Consider the following 20,291-nt stretch of genomic DNA (forward strand, 5'->3'; position numbering starts at 1 on the left):
ATAACAGCCTTAAAAGTCCATGATAAAAAAGCCTTTACCATTAATCGTTGCCACGTTATTGACGATGCCTAGCTACAGCATTGCAAAAGGCGTGGATTTGTCAGTTAAGGGCTTAGATGGTGAGTTAAAAAATAACGTGGATGCGTATCTTGCCTCCATCCCTGAATCTGACTACTCCACCAATCTACGTTTCCGAGCTCGGTTAGAAAAAAGCATAACAGAAGCGCTCAACGCGCTTGGATATTATCATCCAGAATTTCACTTCTCTGCCGAAGATGGTGGCAGTGAACTACTGGTGACGGTGACGCCTGGCGCGCCCGTGCTGATAGATGAGTTAGATATTCAGTTTGCTGGTGAGGCTAGCGAAGATGAAGACTTTACTAAATTGGTTGAAAAAAGCGGCCTAAAAACAGGAGATACGCTCAACCAAGGTCTTTATGATGCTTTGAAATCGGGTATTCGTAATCTCGCATTGAAAAAAGGTTACTTTGAAGGGGACTTCGAAGTCAGCCGATTGGAAGTCTCACCAGAGCTAAATCAAGCGTATGTTCGTCTGCATTACGATAGTGGTATGCGCTATCACTTTGGTGAAACTAGTATCAGTGGTAGCCAAATTGAAGAAGATCGCGTGCACTCTTTAGAGCCGTATGAGCTTGGCGAACCTTATGATGTTACCAAAATTGGTGAATATAACCAGAATTTGTCCAATACTGACTGGTTTTCCTCGGTATTTGTTGAGCCTGATTTAAGCCAACTAGGCCAAGGACGAAACCTACCAGTTAAGGTGTCTCTTGCGCCTCAAGCGCGCAACCAATTAGAAACGGGTATTGGTTATTCAACGGATGTGGGGGTGCGAGGTTCATTAAAGTGGAAGAAGCCATGGGTAAATTCGCGGGGCCACAGTTTTGATAGCAGTTTTTCACTGTCTGCCCCAGAGCAGACGATTACCGCAGGCTACCGCATTCCGTTAGATGATGTTCTTAACGAGTACTATCGCATTCAATATGGGATGAAAAATCTCGATAACCGCGACACGAAAAGTTTGGAATCCAACCTCGCGTTAGAGCGCCATTGGACGCTGGACAACGGTTGGCACCGAACCTTATTCATTCGTTACTTGCTAGAAAACTATGAGCAAGGCTTACAAGATGATACTGCGCAGTTCTTGTTACCGGGCATATCCTTCTCTCGCACTCGTGTTAGAGGCAGCTCGATGCCAATGTGGGGCGATCGTCAAAGCTTAACTCTCGAATATGGCGATCCCAATGCATTGTCAGAAACTCGCGTGATTCGTGCGCAAGCGGGCACATCATGGATTCGTAGCATTGGCGATAATCATCGCGGAATTTTCCGTATTGATGGTGGCGCTAACGTGACCGATGAGTTTGAAAAACTCTCGCCATCTCTGCGTTTCTTTGCTGGTGGTGATAATAATCTGCGTGGTTACGGCTATGAATCGATTTCACCAAAGGACAGCAGTGGTGCATTGACGGGTGCTAAGTACATGGTGACGACCTCGCTAGAGTATCAATACCGAGTTTATGGTAATTGGTGGGGGGCGATCTTCTACGATTACGGTGATGCATTTAATGAACAGCCTGACTTTAAACGCGGGGCTGGTGTGGGTATTCGCTGGGCCTCTCCTGTCGGTCCGGTTCGTTTAGACTTCGCTTGGGGCTTTGATGCTAACCCAGGTGATGAGTTCCAAGTTCACTTCACATTAGGGCCAGAGCTATGACCAAGATTGTTTTAAAGTGGTCGAAATGGCTATCGATTTCGTTTGTGTCTCTGCTACTGGCGATTAGCGTTGTTTTAGCGATATTGCTGTTTTCTAAGCCGGGGCTTAGCCTCGCGGTTTGGACCGCAGAAAAATTTGTGCCTCAGTTAAAAATTGGTGATTACCAAGGCGCGATTTTTCCTAAGTTTAGCCTGGAGAATGTGCAGTTCAATGATGAGTCTCTCAACATCGAGGCAAAAGCTGACAGTGTGACGTTAGCCGTTAAAGCGGCGTGTTTTAGTGAGCCAAGCTTGTGTATCGATGAAGTCGCTCTTTCAGGGCTGACGTTCAATATGCCTCAACTGCCAGAAAGTACTGCAACAGCACCTGCTCAAGAGCCTGAGTCTAGTAGTACGATTACGTCACCATTACCGATTCGAGTAGGGCGTATTGCGCTCAATGATATCGACCTAAAAGTACTGGGGCATCATATTCAGTGGCAGCAGTTTACGACGGGATTCTCCTTCCAAGGCTCTCGTTTAGCTCTAAATCGTACTTTGTTAGCAGGGGCTTCAGTTGAGCTTGCTCAAAGTGAAGAGGCTTCAGAGAAAGCCTCGGAGCAGAAGGCAAGTAAAGATCCACAATCAACAGCGATTGTGCTTCCCGAGGTTGTACTTCCGCTTTCTATTGATGCTAAGCGTATAGATATTAAAGATTTTACGCTGCAACAAGCAACACCGATTGAAGTCACTCACCTTGGTCTCGAGCTGCTTGCTCATCAATCCAAAATAGATCTAAAAACGTTAGAGCTAGCGATGTCTCAAGTGAGCGCTAACGCCTCGGGTAATGTCGAGCTAACCGGCGATTACCCGTTAGATGTTTCTCTGTCTGCAACAGTGCATGAGGCTGTTGCGAAAGGCCAAACATTGGAATTGAAAGCCAACGGTAGCGCGGCAAACCTGAACTTAGAGGCTTTGTTTGGTGGCTTAGTAACAGGTGAACTCAAAGGCGCGATTCAACCTCTTGATCCGCAACTACCGTTTGATTTGGCCCTAACAGAAACTAAAGCTCAGTGGCCACTGCAAGGTAAAGCAGATTATCAAGCCGATATTGATGAACTGAAAGTACAAGGCTCTTTAAAAGGTTATGGCTTAGCTTTACAAGGAGAGGCGAAAGGGACGGCGATTCCTGCTGTGGGTATCAATGTGAAAGGGGCTGGAGACCTTGAGCATATTCAGTTTTCGCAAATGATTTTGCAAACATTGGGCGGAACGATTGAAGGTAAAGTCATGGCGAACTGGCAGGCGCCAGTCAATTGGCAAGCACAGCTTGAGCTAACCGATATTCAGCCGGGCCTACAATGGCCTGAAGCGGAAGGAAGCATCTCAGGTTCACTGAAGACGGATGGAGCACTGACTCAGCAAGGGGGGTGGCAGGTTAATCTACCTCAGCTCGATATTGATGGCATATTGCGTGATTACCCACTGAATATTGAAGGTTCACTGATAGCATCTGACAAAGCGGGCAAAGGTGACATTCATTTGAAAACGCCTCGCTTAGTGCTTTCTCATGGTCCTAATAGTGTGCAAGCTGAAGGTGAGTTGGATAAGCAATGGCGACTTGATCTGACATTGCAGTTGCCAGATCTCGTGAAATCGGTGCCCGATCTCAAAGGGCAAGCACAAGGCTCGGTGAACCTGAGAGGCGATTTGAAGCATCCGCAGGTACAGCTCAACCTCACTGCCAATAGTTTAGCGTGGCAAGAGCAAGCTAAGGTGAAGCAGGTCTATCTCTCTGGTTCAGTAAAACCTATGCCGGAAGTGAATGGCGATCTGGTGCTAAGAGTTGAAGACGCAAGTTATCAAGGAAATGTGATTGATCAATTATTACTAAAGTTGGTCGGCACGCAAAAGCAGCACCAACTGACGTTGGATTTAACGTCTGATATCGCGTCGACCAGCTTATCACTTGATGGCAGTTTGAAAGATAAACCGACGCTTAAATGGGATGGTGCTTTAACCCGAATGGGTATTTCTTCTCAGCAAGGCGACTGGCAACTGAATCAACCAACCGCGTTGGCTTTTGATGCGGCTAAAACACAAGTTTCAGTGGCTGCGCATTGTTGGTTGCAACAAGACGCTTCTATCTGTTTACAAGAAAACATCACGGTTGGCGAAAGTGGTGAGGCTAAGCTTGCTATTAAGCAGTTCGACTTTGCACAAATCGCCATGTTCTTGCCCAAAGAGACTAAGCTCGATGGGGGATTAGAAGCCGAGGCTTGGGCGAAGTGGGCACCTAAAACTGCGCCACAAGTTGACGCCAAAGTACGTTTGTCGAAAGGGCAAGTCAGTCAGCAATTTGCTGAGCCTTTAGTGGTTGGCTGGCAAAGTGTGGATATCAATGCCAAGTTAGCAAACAACAAGTTAGAAGCGGATTGGCTATTGGATGTGACGGATAACGGCGATGTAACGGGTCGTTTGATGATCCCTGATGTCACCGTTGATGATAAGCAACTTCAAGCCAAGCTTGCGCTTTCAACCTTTAATCTCGGTTTCCTCAACTCGCTATTAGGTGAATACAGTGAACTTAATGCCAACGTCTCGACGGATCTCGACATCTCAGGGCCATTGATGCACCCACAAGTGAATGGCCAGTTTGTGGTTGATGACATGTTGTTGCAAGGGGAAGTGTCACCGATTGATATCGACTCAGGTCGTTTAGAGGTTAACTTCTCAGGCTATCAAGCGTTGATTGATGCTGCGATCCAAACTCCTGATGGTCAGTTGGATGTGGAAGGTAATGCCGATTGGCAAGATCTTGCAAACTGGCAAAGTAAGGTTCGTGTTTTTGCGGATGAGCTGATGGTGAATGCTCCACCTATGGTGAGAGTGAAAGTCGTGCCAGACATGACGATTTCAGCCTCTCCAAAGAATGCCCGTATTGATGGCTCAATTGCCTTGCCGTGGGGGCGAGTAGTGGTTGAAGACGTACCCGCTAGTGCAGTTGGTGTATCGAAGGACTTAGTGATTGTCGACGCTTCTGGTCAGCCCGTCGATGAAGAGAGTAAAGTGCCTTTTGAAGTCGAAACCAACATCAACATTAAGATTGGCGATGATTTTAAGTTATCGGCGTTTGGTCTTGAAGGCGGCCTCGTGGGTAATTTGAATGTAACGCAGAAAAATAAAGGCCCATTTATTGTTGGTGAAGTGAATATCGTTGATGGTTCTTACTCATCGTTTGGCCAAGATCTTTTGATCAAAGAAGGTAAGATCTTAATGAATGGCCCTGCCGATCAGCCGTACCTGCAAATCTCTGCGATTCGAAATCCAGAAAACACTCAAGATGAAGTGATTGCTGGTGTTAAGGTCACCGGGTCGGCAGATGAGCCGCAAGTTGCGATTTTCTCTGAACCCGCCATGCCACAAGCCAATGCACTGTCCTATTTGCTACGAGGGCAAGATATTGATGGTGAATCTGGCGGTAACGCGATGACCACCACCTTGATTGGTTTGAGCTTAGCCAAGAGTGGTCGTTTGGTTGGAGAGATAGGCGAAGCCTTTGGCGTGCAAGACCTTCAATTGGATACCGCAGGAACAGGTGATGATTCTCAGGTGACAGTGAGTGGTTATATTTTGCCTGGCTTACAGGTCAAATATGGTGTCGGGATTTTTGATTCTGTCGGTGAGTTCACGGTGCGTTATCGCTTAATGAAAGACCTTTATGTCGAAGCGGTATCAGGATTAGACAGTGCGGTCGATCTTCTGTATCAATTTGAGTTTGATTGATCATTTGTTGGTTTAGCGCGGTATAAGGAGGCACAAGATGCAGCATTTGGTATTTGTTTATGGCACCTTGAGAGAAGGGCAGAGCAACGCCCATTATCTTGCTAAAGCTCAATACCTTGGCGGACATCAAACGCCAGCACAATACGCACTTTATGATTTGGGGGCTTACCCTGCTGTTGTAGAAGGGCATCAAAGTATTTCTGGTGAAGTATACTTAGTAAGTGAAGCGACCCTAAGCGCTCTTGATGAATTGGAAGATGTTCCGGTTGAATATCGACGTGAGTTAATCTCGACGCAATTCGGCGAGGCTTGGATTTATTTTTATCAAGATTCAAGTAAGTTGGATGTGCTTATTTCTTCAGGGGACTGGTGTCAAAGGGTTTAGCTCTATACGAGGAGAGACCAACAATGAAGTACACTCTGATGTTATTAACAGCCTTGCTTGTTGGCTGTAGTGCCCAACCTCTACCAGTTTTGCAAAGTGAGTCTGATTGGCTTGCTTACGGTAAACAGCGCGCAATGGATGGTCATATTATACAGTCGGAAGAGAAGCTGGCGAAACTGGAAGCGCAAAGCGCCATCAACGAAGAGTTTTATCAAGCGTATCTGCAAGGCTATGAGCAAGGTAAGGAGACTTACTGCGACCAAAGCGCTTACATGCTAGGAAGATTAGGCAGAGCTTATCGAGGTATCTGCGATGACCAGGACCCCTTCTTCCGCCAAGATTACTACAATGGCAGACAAGATCTTTGGTAATCCATGGTAGCTCAGTGATACATAGCCCGCGAACTGCGGGCTATGTTGTATATAGGGTTCAGAGTTTACTTCTGTGCTCGTTGGTAAGACTCTAAAATTTCCTCACGCGCTGCTGCGACATCTGCCCATCCATCCACTTTTACCCATTTGCCTGATTCCAGCTCTTTGTAACGTTCGAAGAAGTGAGTGATTTGTGCTTTTAGTAGTTCAGGAATATCGCCTACATCCTGAATGTGTTCATACTCTTTCGAGATTTTGCTGTGAGGTACTGCGACTACTTTTGCATCTTCGCCTGACTCGTCAGTCATCTTCAATACACCCACAGGGCGGCAGCGAATCACAGAGCCGGGCATCAATGGGTATGGGGTCGGAACGAGCACGTCTACAGGGTCGCCATCCAGTGACAGAGTGTGGTTTACATAACCATAGTTACACGGGTAGAACATGGGTGCAGACATGAAGCGGTCGACGAACACGGCACCAGAATCTTTATCGACTTCGTATTTGATAGGATCAGCGTTGGCGGGGATTTCAATCACGACATAAATGTCATTGGGTAGCTCTTTACCAGCTGGAATGTCATTCAAACTCATGGGTATATCCTTATTTATAATTGTTCAAAAAACATCTATTACGATATCGCCAAAGCGGCGCAAATGTAAATAAAGTGTAGTGAAAATTGTTGAATAAAAAAGCGCCCGAAGGCGCTTTAAAAGAAAGGGTTAGTCTTCACGGTTGAGCTCTAAAAACTCTTCCACTTTCGTCACCATGTTCTTTGAGCCGACAAAGAAAGGTACGCGCTCGTGCAACTCGGTCGGTTTCAAATCTAAGATACGATTCACGCCGTCTGATGCGCTGCCACCAGCTTGTTCCATAATGAATGCCATTGGATTACATTCATAAAGTAGACGCAGTTTTCCTTTTGGATGGCTTTGTGTGCTTGGGTATAAGTAGATGCCACCTTTAAGTAGGTTACGGTGGAAATCAGAGACCAAAGAGCCGATGTAACGCGAAGTGTATGGGCGGTTATCTTGAGGCTGATCTTCTTGGCAATACTTAATGTACTTTTTCACCCCAAGCGGGAATCGAATGTAGTTGCCTTCATTGATCGAGTAAATTTGGCCATCTTGAGGGATCAACATGTTTTCATGTGAAAGGCAGAAAGAGCCAATCGAAGGATCGTAAGTAAAGCCATTTACGCCATTACCGGTGGTGTAAACCAACATAGTAGACGAGCCATACACTACGTAACCCGCAGCCACCTGTTTATTGCCCGGCTGTAAGAAATCTTCTTGAGTCGGCGGTGTGCCAATTGGAGATACGCGACGGTAGATTGAGAAAATCGTGCCGACGGAAACATTCACATCGATATTGGATGAGCCATCGAGTGGATCCATCAATACCACGTACTTGGCGTTCTTGTTTAGATCCTTATTAAACGCGACCGCTTCGTCCTCTTCTTCACTCGCCACACCACACACTTGATCACGAGCTTCCAAAGCGGCTTTAAACTTATCGTTGGCATACAAATCCAACTTTTGCTGAGCTTCACCTTGAACGTTTTCAGTGCCCACCGCGCCGGTAATATCAGCAAGGCCAGCTTTATTGATTTCACGGTTGACGATTTTGGCTGCAAGTCGAATTGAAGCAAGTAGGGATGAGAGATCACCGCTAGCGTGGGGGAAGTCCGTTTGTTTTTCTACAATGAACTCGCCAAGGGTGCGCATTCCAGACATGTTATTTCCTTTTGGTTAGGGGAGGTATTTACCACGGGGCTAAATGCCTACATTGAACCCGATAATGGATTCAAAGCAGGTTAAAGGCGGCTTCTTTGAGCCGTTGAGATAATTGTAGGATCTAGATCTTTTTATGGGTAATAAACTAACCGCTTGAGATCTCAATTTATTTAGTTGCTAGTGCGGTGAAAACTCAACAAGGTATGTAGTGGGTAAATGAGCAGCAATTGAACAGATTAAATTGAATTAGAGTGATCAAAACGGTTCGCTTTTATTGCCTTTATCGCCATAATGAGTGCCTTATTTTTGCGTAGGACAAGGTTAGGTTTATGCATATTCATATCTTGGGGATCTGTGGCACTTTTATGGGTGGCGCAGCAATGTTAGCTCGTCAATTGGGGCATAAAGTAACGGGTAGTGACGCGAACGTTTACCCACCAATGAGCACCATGCTTGAATCTCAAGGTATTGAAATAATAGAGGGTTTTGACCCTTCTCAGTTAGACCCTGCGCCTGACCTTGTTGTGATTGGCAATGCGATGAGTCGCGGCAATCCTTGTGTTGAGCATGTGCTGAATAGCAACCTACGTTACACCTCTGGGCCGCAATGGTTACAAGAATTTTTGCTGCATGATCGTTGGGTATTGGCGGTATCGGGTACTCACGGTAAAACCACCACTTCAAGTATGTTGTCTTGGATTCTCGAAGACTGCGGTTACAAGCCGGGCTTCTTGGTTGGCGGTGTACTTGGCAACTTTGGCATTTCTGCTCGCTTGGGCGAAAGTATGTTTTTCGTGGTAGAAGCTGACGAATATGACAGTGCTTTTTTCGATAAGCGTTCAAAGTTTGTTCATTACCATCCTCGTACGCTAGTCATGAACAACCTTGAGTTCGACCATGCTGATATCTTTGACGATCTTGAAGCGATCAAACGCCAATTCCACCATTTGGTGCGCACTGTACCGGGTAATGGCCGCATTCTTGCGCCGCAAAAAGACCAAGCGATTGCTGATGTATTGAAGCGCGGTTGTTGGAGCGAGAACGAGTACACCGGCGAAGAAGGTGACTGGCGAGCAGAGAAAGTGATCAACGATGGTTCAGAGTTTCATGTTTACCTGAAAGATGAGCGCGTTGGTACAGTGACGTGGGACTTAGTGGGTGATCACAACGTTGATAACGCTCTGATGGCAATTGCTGCGGCGCGTCATGTTGGCGTGACGCCTGATTTGGCTTGTGAAGCACTCGGCAAGTTCATTAACACTAAGCGTCGCCTAGAATTAAAAGGTGAGGTGAATGGCGTCACTGTTTATGATGATTTCGCTCATCACCCAACGGCGATTGAACTGACGCTTGGCGGCTTACGTAACAAAGTCGGCGACAGCAAAATTATCGCGGTATTAGAACCACGCTCAGCGACCATGAAGCGTGGTGTACACAAAGAAACCTTAGCCGCTTCGCTGAAGCAAGCGGACCAAGTGTTCTTGTTCCAACCAGACAGTATTGAATGGTCAGTTGAAGATGTGGCTAAGCAGTGTGCTCAGCCTGCTCAAGTGAGTGATGATATTGACCAACTGGTGACAGCCATCTGCCAACAGGCTCAAGCGGGTGATCAAATTTTGGTGATGAGCAATGGTGGCTTTGAAGGCATTCACGGCAAACTACTAGAGAAGTTAAAGGCTAAATAATTTATGAGTGAACACAGCAAGTCGATTACCTTAGCGTTTACGGGAGCGTCTGGCGCGCCGTATGGGGTGAGATTATTACAGTGCTTGTTAGCCGCTGATTATCAAGTTTACTTGCTGATTTCATCGGCTGCTCGTGTGGTGCTTGCCACCGAGCACGGCCTTAAATTACCTAGCGGCCCTGAAGCGGCCAAAAAAGCGCTGGTGGAGCACTTAAAGTGTGACCCTGACAAGTTAGTTGTTTGTGGTAAAGATGATTGGTTTTCGCCAGTGGCTTCAGGCTCTGCTGCGCCAAAACAGATGGTGGTATGCCCTTGCTCGGCAGGCAGTGTTGCCGCGATTGCTCATGGCATGTCGGATAACCTGATTGAGCGCGCAGCGGATGTGGTGATGAAAGAGCGTGGTCAATTATTACTTGTGGTGCGTGAAACGCCATTTTCTACCTTGCATCTAGAGAACATGCACAAGCTATCGCAAATGGGCGTGACTATTATGCCAGCCGCGCCAGGCTTTTATCATCAGCCTAAATCAATTGAAGATTTGGTTGATTTTATGGTGGCACGAATTCTAGACCACCTCGGTGTTGAACAAGGTTTAGTACCTCGTTGGGGCTACGATTCCCGTCAGTAAATTCAGATAATATCGCTGTTTTTATTCCGCTAGCTATTGGTTAACGGAATGATTACAATCCAACCCATACTCATCGGGGAGCCAACGACTTTTTATGGCTGAGATCGGTTTGCTGCCGGAACCCGTGGACCTGAACCAGATAATGCTGGCGTAGGAATTGAGTCTGGATTTAATTGTTAAGGATAATTAAACGCCGACCTCAAACCTGTGCCGCTCAAAACGGAGAGAGCGAACAGTGAAAACCACCTTAACCACCCTTGCTAAAGCTACCCTAGCAATTGCAACCCTAACAGCCACTTCAGCCTTTGCGGCAGATAAAACGCTAACTGTATACACCTACGATTCTTTTGCTGCAGATTGGGGCCCAGGCCCGAAAGTAGAAAAAGCCTTTGAAGCACAATGTGGCTGTGACATTAACTTTGTTGCTCTTGATGATGGTGTATCCATTCTTAACCGCCTGCGTCTTGAGAACGGTAACAGCAAAGCTGATGTTGTGTTGGGTTTAGATAACAACCTAGTGGCAGAAGCAAAGAAAACCGGTTTCTTAGCGGAACACAACCTAGATACTTCGTCAGTGACGTTACCCAATGGTTGGTCAGATAAAACTTTCGTGCCATACGATTATGGTTACTTCGCATTTGTCTACAACAAAGAAAAGTTGGCGAACCCACCGAAAAGCCTAAAAGAGCTGGTGGAATCACGTGACGATCTTAAAGTGATTTACCAAGACCCTCGTACTTCAACTCCGGGCCAAGGCCTAATGCTGTGGATGAAGTCAGTGTATGGTGATGATGCTGCGCAAGCATGGCAGCAACTAACTAAGAAAACCGTAACCGTTACCAAAGGTTGGTCTGAAGCTTATTCCATGTTCCTTGAGGGTGAATCTGATATGGTGCTGTCTTACACCACATCACCGGCTTATCACCTAATCGCAGAGCAAGATGCTAATTACGCAGCAGCAGACTTCTCTGAAGGTCATTACATGCAAGTTGAAGTAGCGGCTAAGGTGAAGGGCACCAAGAACAGTGAACTTGCGGATCAGTTCTTACAATTTATCTTAACCGATGAGTTCCAATCTGAAATGCCAACAGGCAACTGGATGTACCCAGTAACGGCAGTAGAGTTACCAAAAGGCTTTGAAACTCTTACTGTACCTTCTAAAGGGCTAAGCTTCAGTTCAGATGAAGTTGCTAGTCAACGCAAAGCATGGATTCGCGAGTGGCAAAGCGCTTTAATTAAGTAGAGCTTTCTGTGAATCGCATACCTAAATTAGGTCTCTGGGTCGCGGTGTTCATCGCGACCTTTGTTATTTGTGCTCTTGGCGCGTTGATTCATGCCGCGCCAAGCGTCAATGTCCTGCAAGTATGGCAAGATCCTTACTATCGCCACGTCACTCAATTTAGCTTCTATCAGTCGTTCTTATCGACCTTACTCAGTGTCGGCTTAGCGTTGCCAGTTGCACACGCGTTATCTCGACGTCAGTTCAAAGGTAAAACTTTAATACTCAGGCTATTTAGTACCACATTAGTGTTGCCTGTTCTGGTGGGAGTGTTTGGGTTACTTGCGATATATGGTAACAGTGGCCTCATTGCTGATGGCTTACAGGCAATAGACAATGAGTTACCGTTTTCTATTTATGGTCTAAATGGCATTTTACTCGCCCATCTCTTTTTTAATTTGCCTTACGCAACGCGCTTGTTGCTGCAAGCCCTCGAAACCATTCCTCAAGAGCAACATAAATTGTGTGCCCATCTTGGTATGTCTCAATGGCAGAAATTTAAATGGGTAGAATGGCCGAGGTTGCGTCAGCAATTACCTCACGTTAGTGGCTTAGTCTTCATGCTTTGCTTTACCAGTTTTGCCACCGTAATGGCATTGGGCGGCGGGCCCAAATCGACCACTATTGAGCTTGCGATCTATCAAGCGATTAAGTTTGATTTTGACTTACAAGCCGGGGCATTGCTTGCCATGTGGCAAATGCTGCTGTGCGGTACGATGGCGTTAACCATTCAACGTTTAGCGAAGCCAATGCCTATCACGTCAGGAAGCCGCTCAACTACACCTTATTTGGTCAATGACACCAAGCTGACTCGCAGTTGGGATTGGGCATGGATAAGCTTTGCTGTCTTACTTGTTATCCCGCCGTTGGTGATGGTGGTATTAAGTGGCTTGAATTGGCAGGCGCTTGCAGTATTAGGCGATGAACGTTTTTGGTCAGCGCTGTTTGCTTCGCTTCGAGTTGCGATTGTCGCGAGTGTGATTGCATTGAGTGCCGGTATTGCTATCTTGCTAACCAGCCGACGATTAAGACTCAACAGTAGCTCTAAGCAGGCGGATAAAGTGGAGTTGATTGGCACGATTATTTTGGTCACTCCGGGGCTAGTGATATCAACCGGATTATTCTTATTACTGCGCTCATTTAGCGATATCTTTAGCTTGGCGTTTTTTGTGGTGGTGGCAGTTAATGCTCTGATGGGGTTGCCGTATATCGTCAAAACCTTATCTCAGCCGATGTTGCATATTGAACAGCAATATCAATACTTGTGTGCGAGCTTAGGTATCCGCGGCTGGCAAAGATTTAAGGTCATTGAATGGCGAGCGTTGGCTAAGCCAATGGCAAATGCATTCTCGATTAGCTTTATGGTTGCGATTGGTGATCTAAGCGCAATTGCTTTGTTTGGCGGTCAAGATTTTAGAACTCTTCCCCTGTACCTATTCCAGTTATTAGGTAGCTATCAGATGGAAGCGGCGGCAGCGGTGTCACTGACATTACTTATGTTGAGTGTGGGCTGCTTTAGCCTAATTGAAAAGCTGTTTGGTCGAGTATCGGGCAACCATACTCATGGGAATACAGAGGTAAAGTATGCTCAGCGTTAAACAAATCGATTACTATTATCACAATGAAGGCTTTCACTTTGATTTGGAAGTAGATCAAGGGGCGATAGTCGCGTTGATGGGGCCAAGTGGTGCCGGTAAGTCTACTTTGTTGGCATTAATGGCTGGCTTTATCGAGCCTGAAAGTGGTGAATTGTGGGCAGACGGTATTAGTTTAGTCGGCAAGCAGCCTCATCAGAGGCCTTTAGCGATGTTATTCCAAGAGCATAATTTGTTTGCTCATTTAACGGTGCGCGAGAATATCGGCCTTGGACTTAACCCAGGCTTAAAACTGACGGAGTCGCAAAAGCAGCAAGTGATTGAAGCGGCGCAGCAAGTCGGCGTAGGTGAAATGTTAGATAGACTTCCTGAGCAGCTTTCTGGCGGGCAAAGGCAACGCGTAGCGTTAGCACGCTGCTTTGTACAGCCTCATTCAATTTGGCTGTTAGATGAACCTTTCTCTGCATTAGATCCGGTACTACGAGAAGAGATGCTCGCCTTAGTGCAACGCTTAGCTAAAGAGCGAAACCTAACGGTCATTATGGTGACGCACCATCTTAGTGATGCCAAAACCATTGCCTCGGATTTTGCGTTTGTCGCGCAGGGTAGAGTGGCCGTCGCCGATAAGATTGCAACGCTATCGAGCAGTCATCCTAATTCGGAACTGAGCGCGTTTGTTCAGGCGAGTCGGTCGTAGGTTTACATTGCTCCATAACAAAAAAGCAGCCAATGGCTGCTTTTCGCGTATCTAAAGGAGTCATAACAAGGAAAGGTTAGAAATCTTCGTCGTTAAGCTCTTTTAGGATTTGGAAAATTTCACGGTATGACTTTGCTGGTTTACCGGCTTTTTTCTCTTTCGCAGCTTGGCGAGAAAGTTGACGTAGACGTTGACGGTCTGCGTCAGGATATAGCTCAAGTACGTCAGCAATGGCGCTATCGCCTTCTTCTACAACACGATCACGCAGCTGCTCAAGTTTGTGCAGAACGGCTGTGTTTTGTGAGTGCTTGTTACGTACCTTATCCAGCGCTGCTTGGATCGGTTCTGGATCTTCGTAACGCATCAACTTGCCAATACGTTGAAGTTGGCGACGACGTGCTTCGTTTTTAAAACGCTGCGCATCATGAATTGCTTCGGCAAGGTCTTCACTTAGCGGGAATTTTGCCAGAACTGCTGGTTTTAGACCTACAAGCTCTTCGCCTAGCTTTTGTAACTCTTCCATGTCGCGTTTCATTTCGGATTTACTGACCCAAATGATCTCTTCTTCCGGTTCCCATGGCGCTTTTTGATTCTTACGAGCCATCTCTTTTGCCCTAATTTGAACATCTATTTCTCTATTTTAACAACAATCATGGGGAGAAAGCGAAATTCTTGTTATCCTATCTATATCGAATAGCGAACAAACACCATCACATAAGAAGATATGGACGTAAGACAACAAGTTGCCCAACAGCAAGTTGAGCTAGAAGCCGCAGTAGCAAAAGCACTTGAAATGGCTGCGCAAAAGGCGGATGCCGCAGAAGTCGCGATCAGTAAATCGACAGGCTTAAGCGTTTCTACTCGTATGTGTGAAGTAGAGAACGTTGAGTTTAATAGCGATGGAGCGTTGGGTATCACGGTATATCGTGGTCAACGCAAAGGCAGTGCATCGACATCTGACTTAAGCGAAAAAGCGATTCAGCAAACGGTATTGGCGGCATTAGATATTGCGCAATACACGTCAGAAGATCCATACGCGGGCCCGGCTGATAAAGAGTTGATGGTCAAAGAGATCCCTGATTTGGATTTATTCCACCCGGATACGCCCGATCCTGATCATGCAGCAAAAATCGCCATTGAAGCAGAGCGCCATGCGCTGTCTTACAGCGACAAAATCAAACAGAGTGATGGTGCAAGCTACGATAGCCATTATGGCTTAAAAGTATATGGTAACAGCCATGGCCTACTTGCAAGCTACGCATCAAGCCGCCATAGCACGAGCTGTTGTGTGATTGGCCAAGGCCAAAATGGTGAGATGGAGCGTGACTACAGCTACACGGTTGCACGCCATGTAGATGAGCTTTGGACACCAGAGAAGGTTGGTCGTGAAGCAGCAGAAAAAACGGTAGGCCGTCTTGACCCGCAAAAGCTAGCAACGGGTAAATACCCAGTGATGTTTGCTGCTGATGTAGCAACAGGTTTGATTGGCCACTTAGTCATGGCAATCAGCGGCGGCAATCTTTACCGTAAATCTTCTTTCCTGTTGGATCAGCTTGGTGAGCAGGTGTTGCCTTCATGGTTCAACATTGCAGAGCGCCCGCACATTCTGCGTGGCTTAGCATCAAGCCCATTCGATAGCGAAGGTGTGTTTACTCAAGATCGTGAAATCATCACTGACGGCGTATTGGCAACTTACCTGCTAACCTCATACGCTGCACGTAAGATGAACATGACCCCTACAGGCCACGCTGGTGGTATTCACAACTGGTTTGTGCAATCGACAGGGCAAAGCTTCGATCAAATGCTAAAAGAGTTAGGCACAGGTCTATTGGTGACTGAAACCATGGGACAAGGTGTGAATGTCGTAACGGGTGATTACTCACGCGGTGCTGCTGGTTTCTGGGTTGAAAATGGCGAGATTCAATTCCCAGTGTCTGAGGTGACGATTGCAGGCAACTTGAAAGAGATGTTCCAGCAAATTGTTGCTGTTGGTAATGACGTTGAAACACGCTCGCAGATTCAAACTGGTTCTATCTTGCTTGAATCCATGAAAATTGCCGGTGAATAATTAGCGACTAAATTTAAAAATCCCAAGCTTAGGCTTGGGATTTTTATTTCAATAGCACTTAGCGTTTGGCTATTTGCCCCACTGCGCTTCAAACCAGCTTTCTAAAATCACCACCGCAGACTGACAATCGACATTGCCTTTCGTAAGTGCTTTGTAGCCACCCATCGCAAACAAGTCGGCGCGAGCTTCGGTTGTCGATAATCGCTCATCGTGTAGCTCTACAGGCAAGCCATAACGGCCTTGTAGGCGTTTAGCAAACTTACGCGCACGTTGGGTAATACTTTCTAAATCTTTACCGTGTAGGTCGGTTGGAAGGCCAACCACCAAAAGGTTAGGTTGCCACTCTTTAATCTGCTTTTCGATATCATCCCAATTCGGAATGCCATCATTGGCTTTAAACGCTTTCAATGGTGAAGCTGTGCCAGTGATTTCTTGGCCAATCGCACTACCAATACTTTTAGTACCAAAATCGAAAGCCATGATTGTCTTAGACATAAAATTACTGCCTTGGGAAATAAGTTGAAAGGTCACGCCTAGCTGAATTTATACGTTATCTATTACGCATGACCAATTTGACTAGAGAGCTGTGCGACATCAATGCCAAGCATTTGTACCGCTTTTTGCCAACGTTCTTTGACGGGGGTTTCAAACATGATGTCTGGATCGGCTTCAATGGTGAGCCATGAGTTTTCGGCCAATTCGGTCTCGAGTTGCCCAGGCTCCCAGCCAGAATAACCCAGCGCGACGATATATTGATTCGGTTCGGCTTCAGTGCCTAATACGCTCAGGATATCTTTTGATGTGGTCACCATGATCTGCTCAGTCATCTGAATGCTCGATTCATAACGATCTTTCGGTTGATGAAGAATAAACCCGCGATCTTCTGAAACTGGGCCGCCATTGAGTACAGGCATCTCTAGTTTTTCTGTTCTCAGCTGTGGGTGAACGGGTTGAACGTCTACTTTTTCCAGCATTTTGCCAATGGTCACTTCAATGGGAGAGTTGATCATTAAGCCCATTGCACCATCTTCGTTATGCTCACATACGTAGATGACGCTGCGCTGGAAATAAGGATCTTTCATGCCAGGCATCGCGACTAAAAAATGGTTAGTCAAATTCATTATCACATCAACCTTATTGATTGCCATTGCAAGAGAGGAGTTGTACGAGGCAGTTTATCTCTGCCTCGAACGGTATTGGCCTCGAATGGCTTTATTTATTTAAGCGACGCTCAATCGCATCCATCAGCTTGCCTGTAATCGAGATATCGAAAGCGGCTTCGATTTCACGAATACAAGTCGGGCTTGTTACGTTGATTTCAGTAAGCTTATCGCCAATCACATCTAAACCAACGAAGATCAAACCTTTCTCTTTTAGCGTTGGAGCAACAGCTTGAGCAATTTTAAGATCCGTTTCGCTTAGTGGACGAGCTTCACCTGTGCCGCCAGCTGCAAGGTTACCACGTGTTTCACCTTTGGCAGGAATACGGGCAAGGCAGTAAGGCATTGGTTCGCCATCGACCACTAAAATACGTTTGTCACCGTTACTGATATCAGGAACGAACGTTTGTGCCATCGCGTAGTTTTGACCGTGGTTCGTCAAGGTCTCGATGATCACTGATACGTTTGGATCGTTTTCTTTGACACGGAAGATAGAAGCACCACCCATACCGTCGAGTGGTTTTAAGATCACGTCACCGTGCTGCTCACGAAATGCTTTAATTTTCTCAGCTTTGCGCGTCACAATGGTTGTCGGTGTTAGTTCAGGGAACCAAGCAGTAAAGAGTTTTTCGTTACAATCACGTAGGCTCTGTGGCTTGTTAACGATTAACGTTCCTTTCTCTTCTGCGCGCTCTAAAATGTATGTCGCGTAAATAAATTCAGTATCGAAAGGAGGATCTTTACGCATCAATACCGCATCTAACTCTGCCAGCTCGATGGTTTGCTCTGACTTGAATTGGTACCAACCGCTAGGATCTTCTTTAAGTTCAACGACTTTGGTATCTGCTACCGCAACACCTTGATCTAAGTGTAGATCATTCATCTCCATGTAGTGGATTTCGTAGCCGCGGCGCTGAGCCTCAAGCATCATGGCGAAGCTAGAGTCTTTTTTGATGTTGATGGACGAGATTGGGTCCATCACGATGCCAAGTTTAATCATGATCTTCTCCGGTTAGCCAAGATCGCCAAAGCGAACTTGAAGGGCGGTAATTGCGGTCAAGGCTGCTGTCTCGGTACGCAGTACACGAGGACCAAGCAGGGTCTCTTCAAATTGGTACTCTTGTGTCATATCGATCTCTGCTGAAGATAAGCCACCTTCAGGGCCAATCAGCAGACGAACTTTCTCTACAGGAGTCGGTAATGTGTTGATGGAGTATTTTGCTCTAGGGTGAAGGTTGAGCTTAAGGCCATCATATTGTTCAGCGCACCACTCTTCGAGCGCCATAATTGGGCGAATTTCTGGCACTGTGTTGCGGCCGCATTGTTCACACGCACTGATAGCAATCTTCTGCCATTGCGCGAGTTTCTTCTCAAAACGCTTCTGATCTAACTTAACGCCACAGCGCTCCGAGATAAGTGGAGTAATGGTATTCACGCCAAGCTCGACTGACTTCTGAATGGTGAACTCCATCTTATCGCCACGAGAAACCACCTGACCTAAATGCAGATCGAGCGGTGATTCACTGCTGCGCTCAACGCGCTCGGTGACATCCACTTGTACAGTTTTTTTTGTCACTTCAGAGATTACCGCTGGAAATTCAGCGCCACTACCATCAAATAAAAGCACTTCTTGGCCTTCTTTCATTCGTAGCACTCGGCCAATATGGCCAGCAGCATCGTCACCTAGCATTAGGCTGCCAAGTTGTTGAATGGTTTCTGGATGATAAATTCGTGGAATTCGCATGGTGATTAGGTTCCAGCTGAGTGGTTGATATAAAAACTAACATGGATGCGTTAGTGCTAAAAAACAAGGGTTAAAGCGAGTTTCTATCTCAACAGAGCAAAGTTACTCGCCTAAATAAACTCATTACTGAGTTTTACAGGCTTGCCACACAAATGGGTTATGGTTGCCCTGAACTTTAGCGATTCGTTTATCGCGTTCACACTCCCATGAATCGACAGGGTATTGCTTGTTCCAAGCCGTCATGAGGTTGCGCTGCTGCTTAGATAATTTGAAGCCATACTCTTGGCTCATATAGAGGTAAGTTCGTGCAATAGAGCCGCGGGCACGATCAGGTGGCATAACTTTACGTTGCTTAAAGTTAACCTGCATTTCGCAGCGGCCGTAACTGACGCCATCAACGCCATTCCACTGGCTAAAGTTGTAGTTGGATCGATCGCCGTTGACCTCACCGATAGCTGGGGTCAGGTTATGCAGATCCGCTTCCATTAAACGAAATTGCTTGTCTTTTTTGGTGCAGTTCTTTCTGCCGCCATCTTGCCAACATTGACGCTGGTGGCCAAATTGCCATGCGGGTACAACATGCTCCCACTCGATGCGAGAGGCTCGTTTTTGTTGTTTGCGGACTTTATAGCCGCAAGCACTTAAATCAGGAATGCCTTTCTTACCCTGCCAAGTAATGTCACAGCCACAGTAAAAGCTCGTTGTGTGATCATGGTAGATTTTGACGGCTTCTTTTTTCGCTTTAGAGAATGAGCTAGGTGGCGCAGCGACCGCGACACTGCTCAATAGTGCTAAGCCAAACCAAATGAATTTTTTCATAGATAAAGTATTTAGAAAGTAGGACTTTATTAATGATAACACTCATTTTTGCTCATATATGATGATATTTAGCTCAGTTGATGATTAAAGCGGTGGAATAAGGTTAATCAGTGCAGTGAATGGGGCTAGCTGAGTTGCTTGCCAGTAAAGACCAGAGTTTGTTGGCATTGCTGGCAGCGATAAGTCGCTTGGTTTCTTACTACTTTATTGTGGCGTCGAATAGTCAGCGGGTAAGTGCTACAGCTGCACTGATACTGAAAAGTTTTGCCCTGCACAGAGTTAACTGAAAAGCTGTGTGTGGTTTTAGCCGGTACACCGAGCACTTGTTCCATAATCCCTTGCCATTCTTTGCCGTGTGGGCGAACGCGCCCATAGACTTGATAAGTGATCAGGTGAGCCATCTCGTGAGGAATGACTTCTTCGAGGAAAGCTTGTTGGTTTTCAGTAAATAGTACCGGGTTTAAGCGAATTTCATTTAACTGTAGGTAGGCTTTGCCCGCAGCCTTACCGCGTAATTTATAGCTGATAGTCGGCAAAGGGAATGAGCGTTGAAAGGTTTGCTGTGCTTTGACTAAGCAATCGGCCATAACTTGCTTTACTTGGTAATTTAATTCGAAATCCAC

At 46.3% G+C, this 20,291-nt stretch carries 19 protein-coding genes and 1 riboswitch; of the genes, 10 read left to right on the forward strand and 9 right to left on the reverse strand.

Features of this window, described 5'->3' with window-relative positions; genetic code table 11:
• Nucleotides 1-19: 19 nt before the first annotated feature.
• From tamA to OH461_RS16090, 4 genes are read left to right on the forward strand one after another with little or no spacing between them, the layout of a single operon-like run.
• Nucleotides 20-1,738: an autotransporter assembly complex protein TamA gene (gene tamA / locus OH461_RS16075; protein ID WP_270021588.1), complete on the forward strand. Its 1,719-nt coding sequence runs from the start codon at nt 20-22 to the stop codon at nt 1,736-1,738.
• Complete coding sequence (tamB, locus tag OH461_RS16080) at nt 1,735-5,502, forward strand: autotransporter assembly complex protein TamB (RefSeq protein WP_270021589.1); 3,768 nt, start codon at nt 1,735-1,737, stop codon at nt 5,500-5,502. Before tamA ends, tamB begins: the two co-directional genes overlap by 4 nt.
• 37 nt (nt 5,503-5,539) lie before the next feature.
• Complete coding sequence (locus tag OH461_RS16085) at nt 5,540-5,887, forward strand: gamma-glutamylcyclotransferase family protein (protein WP_270021590.1); 348 nt, start codon at nt 5,540-5,542, stop codon at nt 5,885-5,887.
• 23 nt (nt 5,888-5,910) lie between these two features.
• Nucleotides 5,911-6,258, forward strand: coding sequence for a DUF2799 domain-containing protein (locus tag OH461_RS16090; protein WP_270021591.1), 348 nt, complete (start codon nt 5,911-5,913; stop codon nt 6,256-6,258).
• Nucleotides 6,259-6,323: 65 nt separating this feature from the next.
• Here the strand turns inward: OH461_RS16090 and ppa are convergent, their stop codons facing one another.
• Together ppa and fbp are read right to left on the reverse strand one after the other, a co-directional pair.
• Nucleotides 6,324-6,851, reverse strand: a complete 528-nt coding sequence (gene ppa, locus OH461_RS16095; RefSeq protein ID WP_270021592.1) for an inorganic diphosphatase — start codon at nt 6,849-6,851, stop codon at nt 6,324-6,326.
• A gap of 129 nt (nt 6,852-6,980) precedes the next feature.
• The gene (gene fbp, locus OH461_RS16100; RefSeq protein ID WP_270021593.1) at nt 6,981-7,994 is read right to left on the reverse strand and encodes a class 1 fructose-bisphosphatase; all 1,014 of its coding nucleotides are present in this window, start codon (nt 7,992-7,994) and stop codon (nt 6,981-6,983) included.
• Nucleotides 7,995-8,323: 329 nt separating this feature from the next.
• On the opposite strand from fbp, the gene mpl reads away from it, so the two are divergent.
• The 5 genes from mpl (at nt 8,324) to thiQ (ending at nt 13,877) form a co-directional block, all read left to right on the forward strand.
• Nucleotides 8,324-9,679: a UDP-N-acetylmuramate:L-alanyl-gamma-D-glutamyl-meso-diaminopimelate ligase gene (mpl, locus tag OH461_RS16105; RefSeq protein ID WP_270021594.1), complete on the forward strand. Its 1,356-nt coding sequence runs from the start codon at nt 8,324-8,326 to the stop codon at nt 9,677-9,679.
• A 3-nt stretch (nt 9,680-9,682) separates the two neighbouring features.
• A complete protein-coding gene (locus OH461_RS16110) occupies nt 9,683-10,306 on the forward strand; it encodes a flavin prenyltransferase UbiX (protein ID WP_270021595.1) in 624 nt (207 codons plus the stop codon).
• 64 nt (nt 10,307-10,370) lie between these two features.
• A riboswitch (TPP riboswitch) is annotated at nt 10,371-10,480 on the forward strand.
• 61 nt (nt 10,481-10,541) lie between these two features.
• On the forward strand, nt 10,542-11,549 hold the full coding sequence (thiB, locus tag OH461_RS16115) for a thiamine ABC transporter substrate binding subunit (protein WP_270021596.1): 1,008 nt from the start codon (nt 10,542-10,544) through the stop codon (nt 11,547-11,549).
• A gap of 8 nt (nt 11,550-11,557) precedes the next feature.
• A complete protein-coding gene (gene thiP, locus OH461_RS16120) occupies nt 11,558-13,183 on the forward strand; it encodes a thiamine/thiamine pyrophosphate ABC transporter permease ThiP (protein WP_270021597.1) in 1,626 nt (541 codons plus the stop codon).
• A complete protein-coding gene (thiQ, locus tag OH461_RS16125; protein WP_270021598.1) occupies nt 13,170-13,877 on the forward strand; it encodes a thiamine ABC transporter ATP-binding protein in 708 nt (235 codons plus the stop codon). Before thiP ends, thiQ begins: the two co-directional genes overlap by 14 nt.
• 76 nt (nt 13,878-13,953) lie before the next feature.
• Here the strand turns inward: thiQ and yjgA are convergent, their stop codons facing one another.
• Complete coding sequence (yjgA, locus tag OH461_RS16130) at nt 13,954-14,481, reverse strand: ribosome biogenesis factor YjgA (RefSeq protein ID WP_270021599.1); 528 nt, start codon at nt 14,479-14,481, stop codon at nt 13,954-13,956.
• A gap of 120 nt (nt 14,482-14,601) precedes the next feature.
• Here yjgA and pmbA point away from each other — a divergent pair, with 120 nt between their 5' ends.
• Nucleotides 14,602-15,945, forward strand: coding sequence for a metalloprotease PmbA (gene pmbA / locus OH461_RS16135; RefSeq protein WP_270021600.1), 1,344 nt, complete (start codon nt 14,602-14,604; stop codon nt 15,943-15,945).
• 69 nt (nt 15,946-16,014) lie between these two features.
• Here the strand turns inward: pmbA and ruvX are convergent, their stop codons facing one another.
• From ruvX to OH461_RS16165, 6 genes are all read right to left on the reverse strand, one after another.
• Nucleotides 16,015-16,440, reverse strand: coding sequence for a Holliday junction resolvase RuvX (gene ruvX, locus OH461_RS16140; RefSeq protein WP_270021601.1), 426 nt, complete (start codon nt 16,438-16,440; stop codon nt 16,015-16,017).
• A 62-nt stretch (nt 16,441-16,502) separates the two neighbouring features.
• A complete protein-coding gene (locus OH461_RS16145; RefSeq protein WP_270021602.1) occupies nt 16,503-17,066 on the reverse strand; it encodes a YqgE/AlgH family protein in 564 nt (187 codons plus the stop codon).
• A gap of 91 nt (nt 17,067-17,157) precedes the next feature.
• Nucleotides 17,158-18,105, reverse strand: a complete 948-nt coding sequence (gene gshB, locus OH461_RS16150; protein WP_270021603.1) for a glutathione synthase — start codon at nt 18,103-18,105, stop codon at nt 17,158-17,160.
• Between the two features lie 12 nt (nt 18,106-18,117).
• Nucleotides 18,118-18,849: a 16S rRNA (uracil(1498)-N(3))-methyltransferase gene (gene rsmE / locus OH461_RS16155; protein ID WP_270021604.1), complete on the reverse strand. Its 732-nt coding sequence runs from the start codon at nt 18,847-18,849 to the stop codon at nt 18,118-18,120.
• Between the two features lie 123 nt (nt 18,850-18,972).
• Nucleotides 18,973-19,668 carry an endonuclease gene (locus OH461_RS16160; protein ID WP_270021605.1) on the reverse strand — a complete coding sequence of 232 codons (696 nt, stop codon included), beginning with the start codon at nt 19,666-19,668 and terminating at the stop codon, nt 18,973-18,975.
• 125 nt (nt 19,669-19,793) lie between these two features.
• Complete coding sequence (locus OH461_RS16165; RefSeq protein WP_270021606.1) at nt 19,794-20,291, reverse strand: SprT family zinc-dependent metalloprotease; 498 nt, start codon at nt 20,289-20,291, stop codon at nt 19,794-19,796.

Origin of the sequence: Vibrio sp. LaRot3 (assembly GCF_027587025.1) — a bacterium.
Lineage (GTDB): Bacteria > Pseudomonadota > Gammaproteobacteria > Enterobacterales > Vibrionaceae > Vibrio.

What these genes read in the sequence shown, in the direction of transcription:
- fbp (WP_270021593.1), bottom strand. Translation starts at nt 7,994, where the DNA reads ATGTCTGGAATGCGCACCCTTGGCGAGTTCATTGTAGAAAAACAAACG.
- pmbA (WP_270021600.1), top strand. Translation starts at nt 14,602, where the DNA reads ATGGACGTAAGACAACAAGTTGCCCAACAGCAAGTTGAGCTAGAAGCC.
- rsmE (WP_270021604.1), bottom strand. Translation starts at nt 18,849, where the DNA reads ATGCGAATTCCACGAATTTATCATCCAGAAACCATTCAACAACTTGGC.
- OH461_RS16145 (WP_270021602.1), bottom strand. Translation starts at nt 17,066, where the DNA reads ATGAATTTGACTAACCATTTTTTAGTCGCGATGCCTGGCATGAAAGAT.
- tamA (WP_270021588.1), top strand. Translation starts at nt 20, where the DNA reads ATGATAAAAAAGCCTTTACCATTAATCGTTGCCACGTTATTGACGATG.
- OH461_RS16160 (WP_270021605.1), bottom strand. Translation starts at nt 19,668, where the DNA reads ATGAAAAAATTCATTTGGTTTGGCTTAGCACTATTGAGCAGTGTCGCG.
- mpl (WP_270021594.1), top strand. Translation starts at nt 8,324, where the DNA reads ATGCATATTCATATCTTGGGGATCTGTGGCACTTTTATGGGTGGCGCA.
- ruvX (WP_270021601.1), bottom strand. Translation starts at nt 16,440, where the DNA reads ATGTCTAAGACAATCATGGCTTTCGATTTTGGTACTAAAAGTATTGGT.
- ppa (WP_270021592.1), bottom strand. Translation starts at nt 6,851, where the DNA reads ATGAGTTTGAATGACATTCCAGCTGGTAAAGAGCTACCCAATGACATT.
- thiQ (WP_270021598.1), top strand. Translation starts at nt 13,170, where the DNA reads ATGCTCAGCGTTAAACAAATCGATTACTATTATCACAATGAAGGCTTT.
- OH461_RS16090 (WP_270021591.1), top strand. Translation starts at nt 5,911, where the DNA reads ATGAAGTACACTCTGATGTTATTAACAGCCTTGCTTGTTGGCTGTAGT.
- OH461_RS16110 (WP_270021595.1), top strand. Translation starts at nt 9,683, where the DNA reads ATGAGTGAACACAGCAAGTCGATTACCTTAGCGTTTACGGGAGCGTCT.
- yjgA (WP_270021599.1), bottom strand. Translation starts at nt 14,481, where the DNA reads ATGGCTCGTAAGAATCAAAAAGCGCCATGGGAACCGGAAGAAGAGATC.
- gshB (WP_270021603.1), bottom strand. Translation starts at nt 18,105, where the DNA reads ATGATTAAACTTGGCATCGTGATGGACCCAATCTCGTCCATCAACATC.
- OH461_RS16085 (WP_270021590.1), top strand. Translation starts at nt 5,540, where the DNA reads ATGCAGCATTTGGTATTTGTTTATGGCACCTTGAGAGAAGGGCAGAGC.
- tamB (WP_270021589.1), top strand. Translation starts at nt 1,735, where the DNA reads ATGACCAAGATTGTTTTAAAGTGGTCGAAATGGCTATCGATTTCGTTT.